The organism is Nocardioides sp. R-C-SC26, from assembly GCF_021246465.1.
Lineage (GTDB): Bacteria > Actinomycetota > Actinomycetes > Propionibacteriales > Nocardioidaceae > Nocardioides.
Map to the genome: position 1 here is coordinate 175,351 of NZ_JAHRHK010000002.1, position 14,289 is coordinate 189,639.

The 14,289-nt window shown below is 68.3% G+C and carries 26 protein-coding genes; 24 read left to right on the forward strand and 2 right to left on the reverse strand.

The features are described 5' to 3' along the window. The first annotated feature begins 72 nt into the window (after positions 1–72). The 3 genes from KSO97_RS02495 to KSO97_RS02505 all read left to right on the forward strand — a co-directional run bounded on the left by KSO97_RS02495 (position 73) and on the right by KSO97_RS02505 (position 2,554). Complete coding sequence (locus KSO97_RS02495; protein ID WP_232676298.1) at positions 73–414, forward strand: DUF4190 domain-containing protein; 342 nt, start codon at positions 73–75, stop codon at positions 412–414. 8 nt (positions 415–422) lie between these two features. Beyond that, entirely contained in the window at positions 423–1,157 is a 735-nt protein-coding gene (locus KSO97_RS02500) for a tRNA (guanosine(46)-N(7))-methyltransferase TrmB (protein WP_232676299.1), read from the forward strand. Between the two features lie 86 nt (positions 1,158–1,243). After that, a complete protein-coding gene (locus KSO97_RS02505) occupies positions 1,244–2,554 on the forward strand; it encodes an MFS transporter (protein WP_232676300.1) in 1,311 nt (436 codons plus the stop codon). Positions 2,555–2,569: 15 nt separating this feature from the next. Here the strand turns inward: KSO97_RS02505 and KSO97_RS02510 are convergent, their stop codons facing one another. Beyond that, positions 2,570–3,061 (reverse strand): carboxymuconolactone decarboxylase family protein, encoded by a 492-nt coding sequence (locus KSO97_RS02510; protein ID WP_232676301.1) that lies wholly within the window; start codon positions 3,059–3,061, stop codon positions 2,570–2,572. A gap of 1 nt (position 3,062) precedes the next feature. Continuing rightward, on the reverse strand, positions 3,063–4,193 hold the full coding sequence (locus KSO97_RS02515; protein WP_232676302.1) for a dihydrodipicolinate reductase: 1,131 nt from the start codon (positions 4,191–4,193) through the stop codon (positions 3,063–3,065). Between the two features lie 446 nt (positions 4,194–4,639). On the opposite strand from KSO97_RS02515, the gene rpsJ reads away from it, so the two are divergent. The 21 genes from rpsJ (at position 4,640) to rplO (ending at position 14,228) form a co-directional block, all read left to right on the forward strand. Next, positions 4,640–4,948: a 30S ribosomal protein S10 gene (rpsJ, locus tag KSO97_RS02520; protein WP_139977667.1), complete on the forward strand. Its 309-nt coding sequence runs from the start codon at positions 4,640–4,642 to the stop codon at positions 4,946–4,948. A 28-nt stretch (positions 4,949–4,976) separates the two neighbouring features. Beyond that, positions 4,977–5,630 (forward strand): 50S ribosomal protein L3, encoded by a 654-nt coding sequence (rplC, locus tag KSO97_RS02525; RefSeq protein WP_374198432.1) that lies wholly within the window; start codon positions 4,977–4,979, stop codon positions 5,628–5,630. Between the two features lie 5 nt (positions 5,631–5,635). Then, positions 5,636–6,280, forward strand: a complete 645-nt coding sequence (rplD, locus tag KSO97_RS02530) for a 50S ribosomal protein L4 (RefSeq protein WP_232676304.1) — start codon at positions 5,636–5,638, stop codon at positions 6,278–6,280. After that, positions 6,277–6,582 carry a 50S ribosomal protein L23 gene (gene rplW / locus KSO97_RS02535; protein WP_232676305.1) on the forward strand — a complete coding sequence of 102 codons (306 nt, stop codon included), beginning with the start codon at positions 6,277–6,279 and terminating at the stop codon, positions 6,580–6,582. The genes rplD and rplW overlap by 4 nt, the downstream gene beginning before the upstream one ends. Positions 6,583–6,609: 27 nt before the next feature. Continuing rightward, positions 6,610–7,446 (forward strand): 50S ribosomal protein L2, encoded by an 837-nt coding sequence (gene rplB / locus KSO97_RS02540; RefSeq protein ID WP_232676306.1) that lies wholly within the window; start codon positions 6,610–6,612, stop codon positions 7,444–7,446. Between the two features lie 5 nt (positions 7,447–7,451). After that, entirely contained in the window at positions 7,452–7,733 is a 282-nt protein-coding gene (gene rpsS, locus KSO97_RS02545; RefSeq protein WP_232676308.1) for a 30S ribosomal protein S19, read from the forward strand. Beyond that, positions 7,730–8,161 carry a 50S ribosomal protein L22 gene (gene rplV, locus KSO97_RS02550; protein ID WP_232676309.1) on the forward strand — a complete coding sequence of 144 codons (432 nt, stop codon included), beginning with the start codon at positions 7,730–7,732 and terminating at the stop codon, positions 8,159–8,161. Before rpsS ends, rplV begins: the two co-directional genes overlap by 4 nt. Beyond that, on the forward strand, positions 8,161–8,964 hold the full coding sequence (gene rpsC, locus KSO97_RS02555) for a 30S ribosomal protein S3 (protein WP_232676310.1): 804 nt from the start codon (positions 8,161–8,163) through the stop codon (positions 8,962–8,964). The genes rplV and rpsC overlap by 1 nt, the downstream gene beginning before the upstream one ends. A 2-nt stretch (positions 8,965–8,966) precedes the next feature. Next, on the forward strand, positions 8,967–9,386 hold the full coding sequence (rplP, locus tag KSO97_RS02560) for a 50S ribosomal protein L16 (RefSeq protein WP_232676311.1): 420 nt from the start codon (positions 8,967–8,969) through the stop codon (positions 9,384–9,386). After that, complete coding sequence (gene rpmC, locus KSO97_RS02565) at positions 9,386–9,625, forward strand: 50S ribosomal protein L29 (protein ID WP_232676312.1); 240 nt, start codon at positions 9,386–9,388, stop codon at positions 9,623–9,625. Before rplP ends, rpmC begins: the two co-directional genes overlap by 1 nt. After that, positions 9,622–9,891, forward strand: coding sequence for a 30S ribosomal protein S17 (rpsQ, locus tag KSO97_RS02570; protein WP_232676313.1), 270 nt, complete (start codon positions 9,622–9,624; stop codon positions 9,889–9,891). The genes rpmC and rpsQ overlap by 4 nt, the downstream gene beginning before the upstream one ends. A 115-nt stretch (positions 9,892–10,006) precedes the next feature. Then, positions 10,007–10,375 carry a 50S ribosomal protein L14 gene (gene rplN, locus KSO97_RS02575; protein WP_028636402.1) on the forward strand — a complete coding sequence of 123 codons (369 nt, stop codon included), beginning with the start codon at positions 10,007–10,009 and terminating at the stop codon, positions 10,373–10,375. After that, positions 10,375–10,746, forward strand: a complete 372-nt coding sequence (rplX, locus tag KSO97_RS02580; RefSeq protein ID WP_232676314.1) for a 50S ribosomal protein L24 — start codon at positions 10,375–10,377, stop codon at positions 10,744–10,746. Before rplN ends, rplX begins: the two co-directional genes overlap by 1 nt. Position 10,747: 1 nt before the next feature. Beyond that, on the forward strand, positions 10,748–11,320 hold the full coding sequence (gene rplE, locus KSO97_RS02585) for a 50S ribosomal protein L5 (RefSeq protein WP_232676315.1): 573 nt from the start codon (positions 10,748–10,750) through the stop codon (positions 11,318–11,320). 1 nt (position 11,321) lies between these two features. Then, positions 11,322–11,507: a type Z 30S ribosomal protein S14 gene (locus KSO97_RS02590; protein WP_232676317.1), complete on the forward strand. Its 186-nt coding sequence runs from the start codon at positions 11,322–11,324 to the stop codon at positions 11,505–11,507. Positions 11,508–11,572: 65 nt separating this feature from the next. Further along, positions 11,573–11,977, forward strand: a complete 405-nt coding sequence (rpsH, locus tag KSO97_RS02595; RefSeq protein ID WP_232676318.1) for a 30S ribosomal protein S8 — start codon at positions 11,573–11,575, stop codon at positions 11,975–11,977. A 27-nt stretch (positions 11,978–12,004) separates the two neighbouring features. Next, positions 12,005–12,544, forward strand: a complete 540-nt coding sequence (rplF, locus tag KSO97_RS02600; protein WP_232676319.1) for a 50S ribosomal protein L6 — start codon at positions 12,005–12,007, stop codon at positions 12,542–12,544. Between the two features lie 3 nt (positions 12,545–12,547). Then, a complete protein-coding gene (gene rplR / locus KSO97_RS02605; RefSeq protein ID WP_232676320.1) occupies positions 12,548–12,931 on the forward strand; it encodes a 50S ribosomal protein L18 in 384 nt (127 codons plus the stop codon). Between the two features lie 34 nt (positions 12,932–12,965). After that, the gene (gene rpsE, locus KSO97_RS02610) at positions 12,966–13,604 is read left to right on the forward strand and encodes a 30S ribosomal protein S5 (RefSeq protein ID WP_232676321.1); all 639 of its coding nucleotides are present in this window, start codon (positions 12,966–12,968) and stop codon (positions 13,602–13,604) included. Beyond that, positions 13,604–13,786, forward strand: coding sequence for a 50S ribosomal protein L30 (gene rpmD / locus KSO97_RS02615; protein ID WP_232676322.1), 183 nt, complete (start codon positions 13,604–13,606; stop codon positions 13,784–13,786). The genes rpsE and rpmD overlap by 1 nt, the downstream gene beginning before the upstream one ends. 1 nt (position 13,787) lies before the next feature. Then, positions 13,788–14,228 (forward strand): 50S ribosomal protein L15, encoded by a 441-nt coding sequence (rplO, locus tag KSO97_RS02620; RefSeq protein WP_232676323.1) that lies wholly within the window; start codon positions 13,788–13,790, stop codon positions 14,226–14,228. Positions 14,229–14,289: the final 61 nt, after the last annotated feature.

Below are 14,289 nucleotides of genomic sequence, written 5' to 3' on the forward strand. Positions count from 1 at the left end.
GGCCCCGATCCCGCCAGGGATCGGGGCCTCGTGCCTTTCGTGCTGCTCCCGGGGCGGTGCGAGAATGGCGGTATGAGCGAGCCGCGTTACTCCGAGCCCGAGTACTCCGGCGGGGCGTACCCGCCCTACGTGCCGGTGCCGGCTGCTCAGCAGGTGCCGCAGAACCACCCGAGCACGATCATCGTGCTCGTGCTGGGCATCGTCAGCGTCACGGTCATGCCGCTGGTGGCGCCCGTGGCCTGGGTGATGGGCCGCCGCGCCCTGCGCGAGATCGACGCGTCGAACGGGTGGTACACGGGACGGTCCGAGGTGATGGTCGGCTACATCATCGGGATCGTCGTGACGTGCCTGATGCTCGCCGGTGTCGTGGCGTTCGCCGGGCTCATGAGCCTCGTCGTGATCGCAGCGGTCTGAGATCCCCGATGGACCCCTCGTTGGAATCGGCCGTGGCGCCGGCGCGCCCCCACCACACCTTCACCCCGGACGGTCGTCGCATCCGGGAGGTGCTGACCTATTCGCGTCGCGGCAGCCGCTTCACCTCGTCCCAGGCCGAGGCGTGGGACGCGTTCGCCGACCGGTGGTTCATCCCCGACGAGGCCGTCGACTCGCCGGAGTTCTCCTGGTCGGCGTGGTTCGACCGCGAGGCCCCGATCGCCGTCGAGATCGGTTCGGGTATCGGCGAGGCCACGGCGGCGCTGGCCGCAGGCCGTCCCGATCTCAACATCGTCGCGTTCGAGGTCTGGCGTCCCGGTGTGGCCGACACCCTCGCGCGTCTGGGGCAGGGCGGGCTCACCAACGTCCGGATGTGCAGCGTGGACGCCGTCTGGTCGCTCGAGCACCTGTTCCTCCCGGACTCGCTGGCGGAACTGTGGACCTTCTTCCCCGACCCGTGGCACAAGACCCGGCATCACAAGCGGCGGCTGGTCGCCCAGCCGTTCGCGGGGCTCGCCGCGAGCCGGCTGGCGCACGGTGCGACCTGGCGGCTGGCCACCGACTGGGCCGAGTACGCCGACCAGATGAGCGAGGTGCTCGACGCAGAGCCCCTACTCGCCGGCGGTCGCACGCCGCGGTGGGCGGAACGGCCGGTGACGAAGTTCGAGCGGAAGGGCATCAGGGCCGGGCGCGAGATCGTCGATCTGGCCTACGCCCGGGTCTGATCCCGCCCGGGTCTCAGGAGACTGACGACTCTGATCGCTCGTCGGGCGTCTCCGTGAACCCCCGACGGATCGGGAAGAATCCTCCCGTGACCGAAGACCTCGCACCGCCGCGACGACGTGTGCACCGCGCGTGGTGGGTGGCGGCGGCGACGATGGCGACGTTGGTCGCCGCGGCGGCGTTCAGGTCGTCGACCGGAGCGCTGATCGAGCCGCTGGAGCGCGAGTTCGGGTGGTCGCGGGCGACCACGAGTGGTGCGGTGTCGCTGAACCTGATCGTCTACGGCCTCGCGGCACCGTTCGCCGCGGCACTGATGGAGCGGTTCGGGCTCCGTCGGGTCGTCGCTGCCGCGTTGGCACTGGTCGCCCTCGGATCCGGGCTCACGCTGGTGATGACCGCGGCGTGGCAACTGTGGCTGCTCTGGGGGCTGGCAGTCGGAGTCGGCACGGGAGCGTTGGCGCTCGTCTTCGGCGCGATCGTGGCGAACCGCTGGTTCGTGCGGCACCGGGGTGTCGTCGTCGGTGTGTTCTCCGCAGCCAGTTCCACCGGGCAACTGGTGTTCCTGCCGCTGATCGCCCATCTGGCGGACGGACCGGGATGGCGCTACGCAGCCGGCGTCGTCGCGGGGTTCGCTCTGCTGCTCGTGCCGATCGTGCTCCTGCTGCTCGCCGACTCGCCGTCCGCGGCGGGGACCACCGCCTACGGCGCGGATCCGACCATCGCCGCGCCGTTGCCCGCTCCTTCCGGTGGTCCGGGTGCCGGCCGCGTTGCGATCGACACGCTCCGCGAGGTCTCGGGCAGCAGGGTCTTCTGGATCCTGTTCGGCACATTCTGGATCTGCGGGTGGTCGACGAACGGGTTGATCGGCACGCACTTCATCCCCGCAGCGCACGACCACGGAATGCCGCAGACGACCGCCGCGACCTTGCTCGCATTGATCGGCGTCTTCGACATCGCGGGCACGGTGGCGAGCGGATGGCTGACCGATCGGGTCGACAGCCGCTACCTGCTCTGCGCGTACTACGGCTTCCGCGGCCTCTCGCTGCTCGCCGTCCCATGGCTCCTTGCCGACGCCGTCAACCCGAGCCTGTTCGTCTTCGTCGTCTTCTACGGACTCGACTGGGTCGCCACCGTGCCTCCCACGGTCGCGCTGTGCCGCGAGCACTTCGGCGCCGAGAGGGCCGGGGTCGTGTTCGGGTGGGTCTTCGCGGCGCACATGGTCGGCGCGGGCGTGGCTGCCAGCTTCGCGGGGGTGATCCGACAGGCCACGGGGGAGTATCTGATGGCGTGGCTCACCGCCGGCCTGCTCTGCCTGCTCGCGGCGGCGGCCGTTCTCGCGATCCCGACGACGCGGGCCCCGGCCGATCGCGAGGCATCCCTCTCGCCGCCGCCGCAGTGAGTGTGGTGCGGAGCGTCAGGACGAGCTGAGGTGACTCGGAAGCACGCAGGCGGCGTCGAGGCCGAGCACGCGATTGAGCCGGCCGAACGAGAGCCAGGAGCCGAGGCACATCGAGAGCTCCACGATCTCGCGGTCGCTGTAGGCGGCCTTGAAGCGCATCCAGAACGAGTCGTCCAGACCGTGGTGATCCAGGGCGAACCGCTCGGCGTACTCCGCCGCGAGCCGGGTGCGATCGTCGAAGGCGGCGGTCAGCCTCCAGTCGACGACGGCGTCGGGGAAGGACTCCTCGACCGTGACGCCGTCGCGTTCGGTACGCCAGTCCTGGCAGAACAAGCAGCCGTTGATCTGGGCGATGCGCAGCCGGGCCGCTTCGAACTCACGCAGTCCGAGCGTGCTGTGCTCGTAGACCGCCGTGCCCAGCGTGGCCGCGGCGGGTCCGATGCCCGGCACCAGCTCACCCCAGACGTACATGATCGGGTCCTTGCCCGCGGGAACGTCGATCTGCATGTCATGACCTCCGGGTGAGTTTGTCGATGGCGGGGACGAGCGGGACGTCGAGCGCGTCGTAGAGGCCAGGCGGAGCGGCGCGCAGCCACGGGATCGCGTTGATCAGCCGGTTGGCCGCTGTGGCATTGCCCCCCGCGGCGCGGCCACCGTCCTCGTCGGTGGCCTCGACGGTCACCTCGATCCGCGGGCTGCCCTCGATGACGACGCGGTGGGCTCCGTCGCCTCCGTCGGGTGCGAGCGGCCAGTCCAACGCGCAGGTGGGCGTGATCCGGGTGACGTGCTCGACGACGATGCGCGCCTCGCCGTCCACGATCCCCTGGACCTCGAAGCGCAGCGCTCCCTGCGAGCCGCGTGCGAAGTGACCCATCTGGTTCTCGACGTCGGCGTCGAGGGGGCGTCGCTCGAGGTGCTCGCGGACCTCGTCGAGCTCGACGCCGAGCGCCCGCGCGATCAGCCGCACCTGACCGCCCCACACCATGCTGGGCACGCCGGGAGCGACCATCGGCGGCTCGTAGTCCATCGGCTCGCCCATGCCCACGAGATAGCGCACGGAGTCGGGTTGGTCGTAGGAGGTGTAGTCGAAGATCTCCTGGCAGCGCACCTGCTCCACCGTGCCTGCGAGGCCGCTCACCATCGCCGGCAGGATGTCGTTGCCCCAGCCCGGATCGATGCCGTTCACGAACAGCGACGAGCCACCGGCGCGTGCCGCGGAGCTCATCGCCTCATGCAACGGGGCGGGTGCGCTGCGGACGTCGTAGAGCGCGTACAGCGCGGGGGTCACGACGACGGCGCCGGCCCTCAGCGCGCGCGCGACGTCGGCAGCCGCATCGTCGGGCCGGATGTCACCCGAGGCCATGTACGCGATGGCGCCGTCGCCGACCCGGGTGAGCACGTCGTCGATGTCGGTGGTCGCGAGGACGCCGTACGGCGCGGCGAGCCCGGCGATCTCGGCGGCGTCGACGCCCGCCTTGGTGGCTGAGGACGTGATCAGCCCGGTGAGAACGAGGTGGGGATGGGCCAGCACGGAGCGGATCGCCGCGCGGCCCATGTTCCCGGTGCCCCACACGGCCACCGGGATCGCATCACCGGCCCGCGGCCGGGCGGCGAAGTAGAACGCGTTCTCGTCTGGCATGGGTGGACCATAATGCGGTGACCCGACGCCGTCGACCGTTACGGCCAGATCGGATCCGGCCGACCACCGCGCCACCCACGCCCGGCCGATTTGGAAGGCCTCGGGATCTCTGCCAAGATATCCAGGTTGCTCCGGCGGGTCGCCGGGGTGCGGCATACCTTCATTACTGAATCGCGTCTCCCGCTCGGTGTCACGACATCGAGTCGACATGGGTCAGTACTGGCGTGTGCGCCGTGCCGAAACTGGAGACCCGATCAGCTCGACAAACCGTCGAGTGCCGCCGAGTTGCAACGCCTGATCCATGGTCGTCGTGCTGCGAGAATCTCGCGACACGCCCGACCGCGGGGGTCGGCGGGGCGCGGCGGTGGGGGAAGGGCAGGACCGACTCAAGCCCGAGGACGTCCTCATCAAGCAGGCGGCACGACGAAGAAGGACGAGAGAGACCTATGGCGGGACAGAAGATCCGCATCAGGCTCAAGGCCTATGACCACGAGGTGATCGACACCTCGGCGCGCAAGATCGTGGACACCGTCACCCGTACGGGTGCTCGCGTCGCCGGCCCCGTGCCGCTGCCGACCGAGAAGAACGTGTACTGCGTCATTCGCTCGCCCCACAAGTACAAGGACTCCCGCGAGCACTTCGAGATGCGCACCCACAAGCGCCTCATCGACATCATCGATCCGACGCCGAAGACGGTCGACTCGCTCATGCGGCTCGACCTGCCTGCCGGCGTCGACATCGAGATCAAGCTCTGATCGAAGAGGAGAGTTTGACGAGATGACCATGGAACGCAACGTCAAGGGCCTGCTGGGCACCAAGCTCGGCATGACCCAGCTGTGGGACGAGAACAACCGGGTGGTCCCGGTGACCGTCATCGCAGCCACCACCAACGTCGTGACGCAGGTGCGTCAGCCCGAGACCGATGGCTACAACGCCATCCAGGTCGGCTACGGCGAGATCGAGGCGCGCAAGGTGAACAAGCCCGAGGCGGGCCACTTCGCCAAGGCCGGCACGACGCCGCGTCGCCACCTCGTGGAGATCCGCACGGCCGACGCCTCGAGCTACACCATCGGGCAGGAGCTCGCCGTCGACACCTTCGCTGCCGGCGACGTCATCGACGTCACGGGCACCAGCAAGGGCAAGGGTTTCGCGGGAACCATGAAGCGTCACGGGTTCTCGGGTGTCGGCGCCTCGCACGGTGCCCACCGCAACCACCGCAAGCCCGGCTCCATCGGCGCGTGCGCCACGCCGGGACGCGTGTTCAAGGGCGTCCGCATGGCCGGTCGGATGGGTAGCGACACCGTCACCACCCAGAACATCACCGTGCACGCCATCGACGCCGAGAAGGGCCTGATCCTGCTGAAGGGTGCCGTTCCCGGTCCCCGCGGCGGTCTGATCGTGCTCCGCTCGGCTGCGAAGAAGAGCCAGGAGGCCTGAGCGACATGGCTACCAAGTCCGTCAAGGTCCAGCTGCCGGCCGAGATCTTCGACGTGGAGGTCAACGTTCCGTTGATCCACCAGGTCGTCGTGGCCCAGCAGGCCGCCGCCCGTCAGGGAACGCACGCCACCAAGACCCGCGGCGAGGTCCGCGGCGGTGGCCGCAAGCCCTACAAGCAGAAGGGCACCGGCCGCGCCCGTCAGGGCTCGACCCGCGCCCCGCAGTTCGCCGGTGGTGGCGTCGTGCACGGCCCGCAGCCGCGCAGCTACGACCAGCGCACTCCCAAGAAGATGAAGGCCGCCGCTCTGCGCGGTGCCCTCTCCGACCGGGCCCGCAACGAGCGGGTGCACGTGGTCGACGCTCTGGTCACCGGCGACGCGCCGTCGACCAAGAGCGCGCTCGCCGCCCTGCGTGGTCTGGCCCCGCGCACGAAGTTCCTCGTGGTGCTCGAGCGCAACGACACCGTCACCTGGCTGTCGCTGCGCAACGCCCCCGAGGCGCACATCGTGGCCGTCGACCAGGTCAACACCTACGACGTGCTGGCCTCCGACGACGTGGTCTTCACCCGGGGCTCCTACGACGCCTTCGTGGCGTTCGCGAGCAAGTCGGGCAAGGCCGCCACCACCGAGACCGAGGAGGCGGGCGCGTGAGCACCCTGCACAAGGACCACCGCGACATCCTGCTCGCGCCTGTGGTGTCGGAGAAGAGCTACGGCCTGCTCGACGCCAACAAGTACACGTTCGTGGTGCGCCCCGACGCCAACAAGACCGAGATCAAGATCGCGGTCGAGAAGATCTTCAACGTGAAGGTCACGTCGGTGAACACCCTGAACCGCAAGGGCAAGACGCGTCGTACCCGCAACGGTCTGGGCAAGCGCAAGGACACCAAGCGCGCGATCGTCAGCCTCGCCGAGGGTCACCGCATCGACATCTTCGGAGGCCCGGTCTCCTGACCGGCGCCCTGAGGAGGAAGACAGACAATGGCTATCCGCAAGTACAAGCCGACCACCCCGGGCCGTCGTGGCTCGTCGGTGGCCGACTTCGCCGAGATCACCCGGACCACGCCCGAGAAGTCGCTGACCCGCCCGCTGCCCAAGAAGGGCGGCCGTAACAACCAGGGCCGGATCACCACGCGGCACCAGGGCGGCGGTCACAAGCGCGCCTACCGGATCATCGATTTCCGTCGCTACGACAAGGACGGCGTGCCGGCCAAGGTCGCGCACATCGAGTACGACCCGAACCGCACCGCACGGATCGCGCTGCTGCACTACGCCGATGGCGAGAAGCGCTACATCATCGCGCCGAAGGACCTGGGCCAGGGCACGCGCGTGGAGTCGGGTCCCAATGCCGACATCAAGCCGGGCAACAACCTGCCGCTGCGCAACATCCCGGTCGGTACGACCGTGCACTGCGTGGAGCTGCGTCCCGGTGGCGGCGCGAAGATGGCCCGCTCGGCCGGCATGAGCGCCCAGCTCGTCGCCCGCGAGGGCTCGCGCGCCACGCTGCGTCTGCCCTCGGGCGAGATGCGGTTCGTCGACGTGCGCTGCCGCGCCACCATCGGCGAGGTCGGCAACGCCGAGCAGTCCAACATCAACTGGGGCAAGGCCGGCCGCATGCGCTGGAAGGGCAAGCGCCCGACCGTCCGTGGTGTCGTCATGAACCCGGTCGACCACCCGCACGGTGGTGGTGAGGGTAAGACGTCCGGTGGTCGTCACCCGGTGTCCCCGTGGGGCAAGCCCGAGGGCCGTACGCGTAAGCGCAAGGCCAGCGATGCCCAGATCATCCGTCGCCGCAAGACCGGCAAGGGTAGGAAGTAACTGACATGCCTCGCAGCCTGAAGAAGGGCCCCTTCGTCGACGACCACCTGATGAAGAAGGTGGACGCCGAGAACGACAAGGGCAGCCACAACGTCATCAAGACCTGGTCCCGTCGGTCCATGATCGTCCCCGCGATGATCGGCCACACGATCGCCGTCCACGACGGACGCAAGCACGTCCCGGTCTTCGTGAGCGACTCGATGGTCGGTCACAAGCTGGGCGAGTTCGCCCCGACCCGTACCTACAAGGGTCACGTCAAGGAAGACCGGAAGGGACGCCGTCGATGAGCACCACTGAGCGCCGCCGCACCAGCGCGCGCCGCGAGTCGCTGCTCGGCGACCAGCCGGGCGCCTACGCCTCCGCCAAGTTCGTCCGCATCTCGCCGATGAAGGCGCGTCGTGTGGTCGACATGGTCCGCGGCGTGCCCGTGGCCGACGCACTCGCGACCCTGCGGTTCGCTCCGCAGGCCGCGTCGGAGACCGTCTACAAGGTCCTCGAGAGCGCGATCGCCAACGCCGAGACCACCGAGGGCCTCAAGGCCGCCGACCTCGTCGTCTCCGTCGCCATGGTCGACGAGGGTCCGACGATGAAGCGCTGGCGCCCGCGGGCGCAGGGTCGCGCCACGCGGATCAACAAGCGCACCAGCCACATCACGCTGGCTGTCCAGCCGGCCGACGTGGTCGCTGCGGCGAAGAACAAGAGGAAGGGCGCCTGATGGGCCAGAAGATCAACCCGAACGGCTTCCGCCTCGGTATCAGCACCGACCACAAGTCGCGGTGGTACGCCGACAAGCTCTACAAGAGCTATGTCGGTGAGGACGTCGCGATCCGCAAGCTCCTGTCGAAGGGCATGGAGCGCGCCGGCATCTCGCGCGTCGAGATCGAGCGCACCCGTGACCGCGTCCGCGTGGACATCCACACCGCCCGTCCGGGCATCGTCATCGGTCGCCGTGGCGCCGAGGCCGACCGGATCCGTGGCGAGCTGGAGAAGCTCACGGGCAAGCAGGTCCAGCTGAACATCCTCGAGGTCAAGAACCCCGAGGTCGACGCTCAGTTGGTCGCCCAGGGCGTGGCCGAGCAGCTCTCGGGTCGCGTGCAGTTCCGTCGCGCGATGCGCAAGGCGATGCAGACCACGATGCGTTCGGGTGCCAAGGGCATCCGGATCCAGTGCTCGGGCCGCCTCAACGGCGCTGAGATGTCGCGCACCGAGTTCTACCGCGAAGGTCGCGTTCCGCTGCACACGCTGCGGGCCGACATCGACTACGGGTTCTACGAGGCCCGTACCACCTTCGGTCGCATCGGCGTGAAGGTCTGGATCTACAAGGGCGAGGTCGCCGGCACCCGTGCCGAGCGTCAGGCCCAGGCCGCGGCTCGCGCCGGTGTGCCCGGTCGCGGCCGTCCGGCCCGCGGGGGCGAGCGTCCCGCGCGTGGCGGTTCGCGTCCGACCCGCGCCGACCGTGAGGCCCCCGCCGCCGAGTCGGCGCCGGCCGCCACCGAGACTCCCGGAACGGAGAGCTGACCATGTTGATGCCCCGTCGCGTCAAGCACCGCAAGCAGCACCACCCGCAGCGCCGTGGCGCTGCGAAGGGTGGCACCTCGCTGGCCTTCGGTGACTTCGGCATCCAGGCGGTGGAGGGTCACTACGTGACCAACCGACAGATCGAGTCGGCTCGTATCGCCATGACCCGTCACATCAAGCGTGGCGGCAAGGTCTGGATCAACATCTACCCGGACCGCCCGCTGACCAAGAAGCCCGCCGAGACCCGCATGGGTTCCGGTAAGGGTTCGCCGGAGTGGTGGGTCGCCAACGTCAAGCCGGGTCGCGTGATGTTCGAGCTGTCCGGTGTCTCGGAGGACGTCGCCCGCGAGGCGATGCGCCGCGCCATCCACAAGCTGCCCATGAAGTGCCGCTTCATCACCCGAGAGGCCGGTGAGTTCTGATGACCGTCAAGGCGCACGAGCTCGACGAGCTCAACAACATCGACCTCGAGACCAAGCTGCGTGAGGCCAAGGAGGAGCTGTTCAACCTCCGGTTCCAGGCCGCGACCGGCCAGCTCGAGAGCCACGGCCGTCTGCGCACGGTGAAGAAGGACATCGCCCGGATCTACACCGTGGTGCGTGAGCGCGAGCTCGGCATCCGGACCGCACCGGGCTCGAACGACGAGGATGGTGCCGCATGAGCGAGCAGACTGTGGAGCGCAACAGCCGCAAGGTCCGGGAGGGCCTCGTGGTGAGCGACAAGATGGACAAGACCGTCGTCGTCGCTGTCGAGGACCGCGTCAAGCACGCTCTCTACGGCAAGGTCATGCGCCGTACGAGCAAGCTCAAGGCCCACGACGAGCAGAACGAGTGCGGCACCGGCGACCGGGTCCTCCTGATGGAGACCCGCCCGCTGTCGGCCACCAAGCGCTGGCGCGTCATCGAGATCCTCGAGAAGGCCAAGTGATCTTCCGCCCCTCGACCGCCGTGTGCGGTGGGCGGGGCGGTGCAACCCATCAGTTCGGCCAGGCTCTGCGCCCGTGAAGCGCTGAGAACCAGCACGACAACCAGGAGAAGAACTAGTGATTCAGCAGGAGTCGCGACTCAAGGTCGCCGACAACACGGGTGCCAAGGAGATCCTGTGCATCCGCGTGCTCGGCGGCTCGGGTCGGCGCTACGCCGGCATCGGCGACGTCATCGTCGCCACGGTCAAGGACGCGATCCCCGGCGGCAACGTCAAGAAGGGTGACGTCGTCAAGGCGGTCGTCGTGCGCACCGTCAAGGAGCGCCGTCGTCCCGACGGTTCCTACATCCGCTTCGACGAGAACGCCGCGGTGATTCTCAAGAGCGACGGTGAGCCCCGTGGCACGCGCATCTTCGGTCCCGTGGGCCGCGAGCTGCGCGAGAAGAAGTTCATGAAGATCATCTCGCTCGCGCCGGAGGTGCTGTGATGGCTGGCAAGAAGCCGAGCATCAACATCAAGAAGGGCGACACCGTCAAGGTGATCGCTGGCAAGGACAAGGGCGCCGAGGGCAAGGTCATCAAGGTTCTCCGTGAGGAGCACCGCGTGATCGTCGAGGGCGTCAACCGCATCAAGCGCCACACGAAGGTCGTCAACCAGGGCGGTCGCGCGGGCAACACCGGCGGCATCATCACGACCGAGGCGCCCATCCACGTCTCGAACGTGATGCTCGTGGAGGGCGACGGCGTGACGCGCATCGGCTTCCGCCGCGACGAGGTGACCAAGCGTCGCCCTGACGGGTCGACCTATTCGAGCACGCGCTCGGTGCGCGTCTCGCGCAAGACCGGCAAGGAGATCTGAGATGACCGAGGGAGCCGTGACCGAGAAGGTCACCCCGCGCCTGAAGACGCGCTACCGCGAGGAGATCGCCCCGGCGCTGCGCGAGCAGTTCGAGATCGCGAACGTCATGCAGGTGCCCGGCCTGACCAAGATCGTGGTCAACATGGGTGTCGGCGAGGCTGCTCGCGACTCCAAGCTGATCGAGGGCGCGATCCGCGACCTCACCGCGATCACCGGTCAGAAGCCGTCGGTCACCAAGGCCCGCAAGTCGATCGCCCAGTTCAAGCTGCGTGAGGGCATGCCGATCGGCACGCACGTCACGCTGCGGGGCGACCGCATGTGGGAGTTCCTCGACCGTCTGCTGTCGCTGGCTTTGCCGCGTATCCGCGACTTCCGCGGCCTGAACGGCAACCAGTTCGACGGCAACGGCAACTACACCTTCGGTCTGACCGAGCAGGTCATGTTCCACGAGATCGACCAGGACAAGGTCGACCGCCAGCGGGGTATGGACATCACCGTCGTCACCACCGCCACCAACGACGAGCAGGGACGCGCGCTGCTGAAGCAGCTCGGCTTCCCGTTCAAGGAGAACTGACATGGCGAAGACGTCGCTCAAGGTCAAGGCCGCCCGCAAGCCCAAGTACGCCGTCCGCGCCTACACGCGCTGCCAGCGCTGTGGCCGCCCGAAGTCCGTCTACCGCAAGTTCGGCCTGTGCCGTATCTGCTTGCGCGAGATGGCCCACCGCGGCGAACTGCCCGGCGTCACCAAGTCCTCCTGGTAACCAACCGCTGAAGGTCGTATCGCCCCCGTGCGGTCCGAAACCACAGAAGAAAGAGCACAACGTCCATGACGATGACTGACCCGATCGCAGACATGCTCACCCGTCTGCGCAACGCCAACCAGGCGTACCACGACGAGGTCGCCATGCCCTACAGCAAGTTGAAGCAGGGCGTCGCGGAGATCCTCAAGCAGGAGGGGTACATCACCTCCTTCGACGTCGCTGACAATGAAGGCGGCGTCGGCAAGACCCTGACGATCACGCTCAAGTACGGCCGTAGCCGTGAGCGCTCGATCGCCGGCGTCCGCCGTATCAGCAAGCCCGGCCTGCGCGTCTACGCCAAGCACACCGCCCTTCCCAAGGTGCTCGGTGGACTCGGCGTGGCGATCATCTCCACCAGCCAGGGCCTGCTGACCGACCGCCAGGCGAACCAGAAGGGCGTGGGCGGCGAAGTCCTCGCCTTCGTCTGGTGACCTGAGACCGAGAGAGGAGAGAGCACCATGTCCCGCATCGGCAAGCTTCCCGTCCCGGTCCCGTCCGGGGTGGATGTCACGATCAGTGGCGCCGAGGTGACGGTGAAGGGCCCCAAGGGCACCCTGAGCCACACCGTCGCGACCCCGATCGTGGTGGAGATGGGCGAGGGCGTCCTGGACGTCAAGCGTCCCGACGACCACCGCGTGAGCAAGTCGCTTCACGGCTTGACCCGCACGCTGGTCAACAACATGGTCCTCGGCGTGACCGAGGGCTATGAGAAGAAGCTCGAGATCGTTGGCGTCGGCTACCGCGTGCTGCCCAAGGGCCCCACGCAGCTGGAGTTCCAGCTCGGCTACAGCCACCCGATCATCTTCGATGCCCCCGAGGGCATCACGTTCACCACCGACGGGCCGACCAAGCTCGGCGTCGTCGGTATCGACAAGCAGCTCGTCGGCGAGGTCGCCGCGAACATCCGCAAGCTGCGCAAGCCCGAGCCCTACAAGGGCAAGGGCGTGCGTTACGCCGGCGAGCAGATCCGCCGCAAGGTCGGAAAGGCTGGTAAGTGAATCATGGCCGTTTCCCTCAAGCAGCGTAAGCACGGCTCGGCTCGGCTGAAGTCGCGCCTGCGCCGTCAGATCCGGGGCCGCAAGAAGATCAGCGGTACCGCTGAGCGTCCGCGCCTGGTCGTCACCCGTTCGACCAAGCACATCACCGCTCAGGTCGTCGACGACAAGGTCGGCAAGACCCTGGTCTCCGCTTCCACCATGGAGGCAGACCTGCGTGTGCTCGCCGGTGACAAGACCGCCAAGGCCACGCGCGTTGGCGAGCTCGTCGCCGAGCGTGCGAAGGCGCAGGGTGTCGAGTCGGTCGTCTTCGACCGCGCCGGCAACAAGTACCACGGCCGCATCGCGGCCCTGGCCGACGGTGCCCGCTCCGGCGGACTCACCTTCTGAGCCGGTTCGAGAAGAAGTCAGAGGAGAGAGACTCATGAGCGGAGCCCAGCGCGGACAGCGTGGGGGCGGCGACCGTCAGGGCCGTGGGCGCGACGGTGGTCGCGGCCAGGGCGCTGAGAAGAGCCAGTACCTCGAGCGCGTCGTCGCGATCAACCGCGTCGCCAAGGTCGTGAAGGGTGGTCGTCGCTTCAGCTTCACCGCCCTGGTCATCGTCGGTGACGGTGACGGTCTGGTCGGCGTCGGCTACGGCAAGGCCAAGGAAGTTCCGGCAGCGATCGCCAAGGGTGTCGAGGAGGCGAAGAAGAACTTCTTCCGCGTCCCCCGCATCCAGGGCACCATTCCGCACCCGGTGCAGGGAGAGAAGGCGGCTGGAGTCGTCTTCCTCCGCCCGGCTGCTCCCGGTACCGGCGTCATCGCCGGTGGCCCGGTGCGTGCGGTGCTGGAGTGCGCCGGTATCCACGACGTCCTCAGCAAGTCGCTGGGGTCGTCCAACCAGATCAACATCGTGCACGCCACGGTCGAGGCGCTGCGCCTGCTCGAGCAGCCCGAGGCCGTCGCGGCCCGTCGCGGCCTGCCGGTCGAGGACGTCGCTCCGGCGGCGCTGCTCAAGGCCAAGGCCGAGGGCGAGGAGGCGGCCAAGGCTGCCGCCGTGCCGGCTGGGGTGAGCGCCTGATGGCACAGCTCAAGATCCAGCAGACCAAGTCCACGATCGGCTGCAAGTCCAACCAGCGCGACACCGTGCGCTCGCTGGGCCTCAAGCGGATCGGCGACGTGGTGGTCAAGGAGGACCGTCCCGAGATCCGGGGCATGGTCCAGACCGTCCGTCACCTGGTGACGGTCGAGGAGGTCGACTGACATGACGCTGAAGTTGCACCACCTCAAGCCCGCCCCGGGTGCGAAGAAGGCCAAGACCCGCGTGGGTCGCGGTGAGGGCTCGAAGGGTAAGACCGCGGGTCGCGGTACCAAGGGCACCAAGGCTCGCTACCAGGTTCCGGTCGCCTTCGAGGGTGGCCAGATGCCGATCCACATGCGGCTTCCGAAGCTCAAGGGCTTCAAGAACCCGTTCAAGGTGGAGTTCCAGGTCGTGAACCTGGACCGCATCAGCGAGCTGTTCCCCGAGGGTGGCGACATCACCGTCGCGTCGCTCGTCGAGCGGGGCGCGGTCCGCAAGAACCAGCCCGTCAAGGTGCTCGGTCAGGGCGAGCTCTCGGTGAAGGTCGCCGTCACGGCCAACGCCTTCTCGGCCTCGGCCAAGGAGAAGATCGAGGCCGCTGGCGGCTCGGTCACCGTCGCCTGACGTCAGAACCCCACGTCGACCCGTCTGCACTCAGCGGACCGGGCGGCGTCGGTCAGGGGGG

What these genes read in the sequence shown, in the direction of transcription:
- KSO97_RS02495 (WP_232676298.1), top strand. Translation starts at nt 73, where the DNA reads ATGAGCGAGCCGCGTTACTCCGAGCCCGAGTACTCCGGCGGGGCGTAC.
- KSO97_RS02500 (WP_232676299.1), top strand. Translation starts at nt 423, where the DNA reads ATGGACCCCTCGTTGGAATCGGCCGTGGCGCCGGCGCGCCCCCACCAC.
- rplV (WP_232676309.1), top strand. Translation starts at nt 7,730, where the DNA reads ATGAGCACCACTGAGCGCCGCCGCACCAGCGCGCGCCGCGAGTCGCTG.
- rpmD (WP_232676322.1), top strand. Translation starts at nt 13,604, where the DNA reads ATGGCACAGCTCAAGATCCAGCAGACCAAGTCCACGATCGGCTGCAAG.
- rpsS (WP_232676308.1), top strand. Translation starts at nt 7,452, where the DNA reads ATGCCTCGCAGCCTGAAGAAGGGCCCCTTCGTCGACGACCACCTGATG.
- rpsJ (WP_139977667.1), top strand. Translation starts at nt 4,640, where the DNA reads ATGGCGGGACAGAAGATCCGCATCAGGCTCAAGGCCTATGACCACGAG.
- rpsE (WP_232676321.1), top strand. Translation starts at nt 12,966, where the DNA reads ATGAGCGGAGCCCAGCGCGGACAGCGTGGGGGCGGCGACCGTCAGGGC.
- rplP (WP_232676311.1), top strand. Translation starts at nt 8,967, where the DNA reads ATGTTGATGCCCCGTCGCGTCAAGCACCGCAAGCAGCACCACCCGCAG.
- rpsH (WP_232676318.1), top strand. Translation starts at nt 11,573, where the DNA reads ATGACGATGACTGACCCGATCGCAGACATGCTCACCCGTCTGCGCAAC.
- KSO97_RS02510 (WP_232676301.1), bottom strand. Translation starts at nt 3,061, where the DNA reads ATGCAGATCGACGTTCCCGCGGGCAAGGACCCGATCATGTACGTCTGG.
- rplE (WP_232676315.1), top strand. Translation starts at nt 10,748, where the DNA reads ATGACCGAGGGAGCCGTGACCGAGAAGGTCACCCCGCGCCTGAAGACG.
- rpmC (WP_232676312.1), top strand. Translation starts at nt 9,386, where the DNA reads ATGACCGTCAAGGCGCACGAGCTCGACGAGCTCAACAACATCGACCTC.
- rplR (WP_232676320.1), top strand. Translation starts at nt 12,548, where the DNA reads ATGGCCGTTTCCCTCAAGCAGCGTAAGCACGGCTCGGCTCGGCTGAAG.
- rplO (WP_232676323.1), top strand. Translation starts at nt 13,788, where the DNA reads ATGACGCTGAAGTTGCACCACCTCAAGCCCGCCCCGGGTGCGAAGAAG.
- rpsC (WP_232676310.1), top strand. Translation starts at nt 8,161, where the DNA reads ATGGGCCAGAAGATCAACCCGAACGGCTTCCGCCTCGGTATCAGCACC.
- rplC (WP_374198432.1), top strand. Translation starts at nt 4,977, where the DNA reads ATGGAACGCAACGTCAAGGGCCTGCTGGGCACCAAGCTCGGCATGACC.
- KSO97_RS02590 (WP_232676317.1), top strand. Translation starts at nt 11,322, where the DNA reads ATGGCGAAGACGTCGCTCAAGGTCAAGGCCGCCCGCAAGCCCAAGTAC.
- rpsQ (WP_232676313.1), top strand. Translation starts at nt 9,622, where the DNA reads ATGAGCGAGCAGACTGTGGAGCGCAACAGCCGCAAGGTCCGGGAGGGC.
- rplF (WP_232676319.1), top strand. Translation starts at nt 12,005, where the DNA reads ATGTCCCGCATCGGCAAGCTTCCCGTCCCGGTCCCGTCCGGGGTGGAT.
- rplX (WP_232676314.1), top strand. Translation starts at nt 10,375, where the DNA reads ATGGCTGGCAAGAAGCCGAGCATCAACATCAAGAAGGGCGACACCGTC.
- KSO97_RS02515 (WP_232676302.1), bottom strand. Translation starts at nt 4,193, where the DNA reads ATGCCAGACGAGAACGCGTTCTACTTCGCCGCCCGGCCGCGGGCCGGT.
- rplB (WP_232676306.1), top strand. Translation starts at nt 6,610, where the DNA reads ATGGCTATCCGCAAGTACAAGCCGACCACCCCGGGCCGTCGTGGCTCG.
- rplD (WP_232676304.1), top strand. Translation starts at nt 5,636, where the DNA reads ATGGCTACCAAGTCCGTCAAGGTCCAGCTGCCGGCCGAGATCTTCGAC.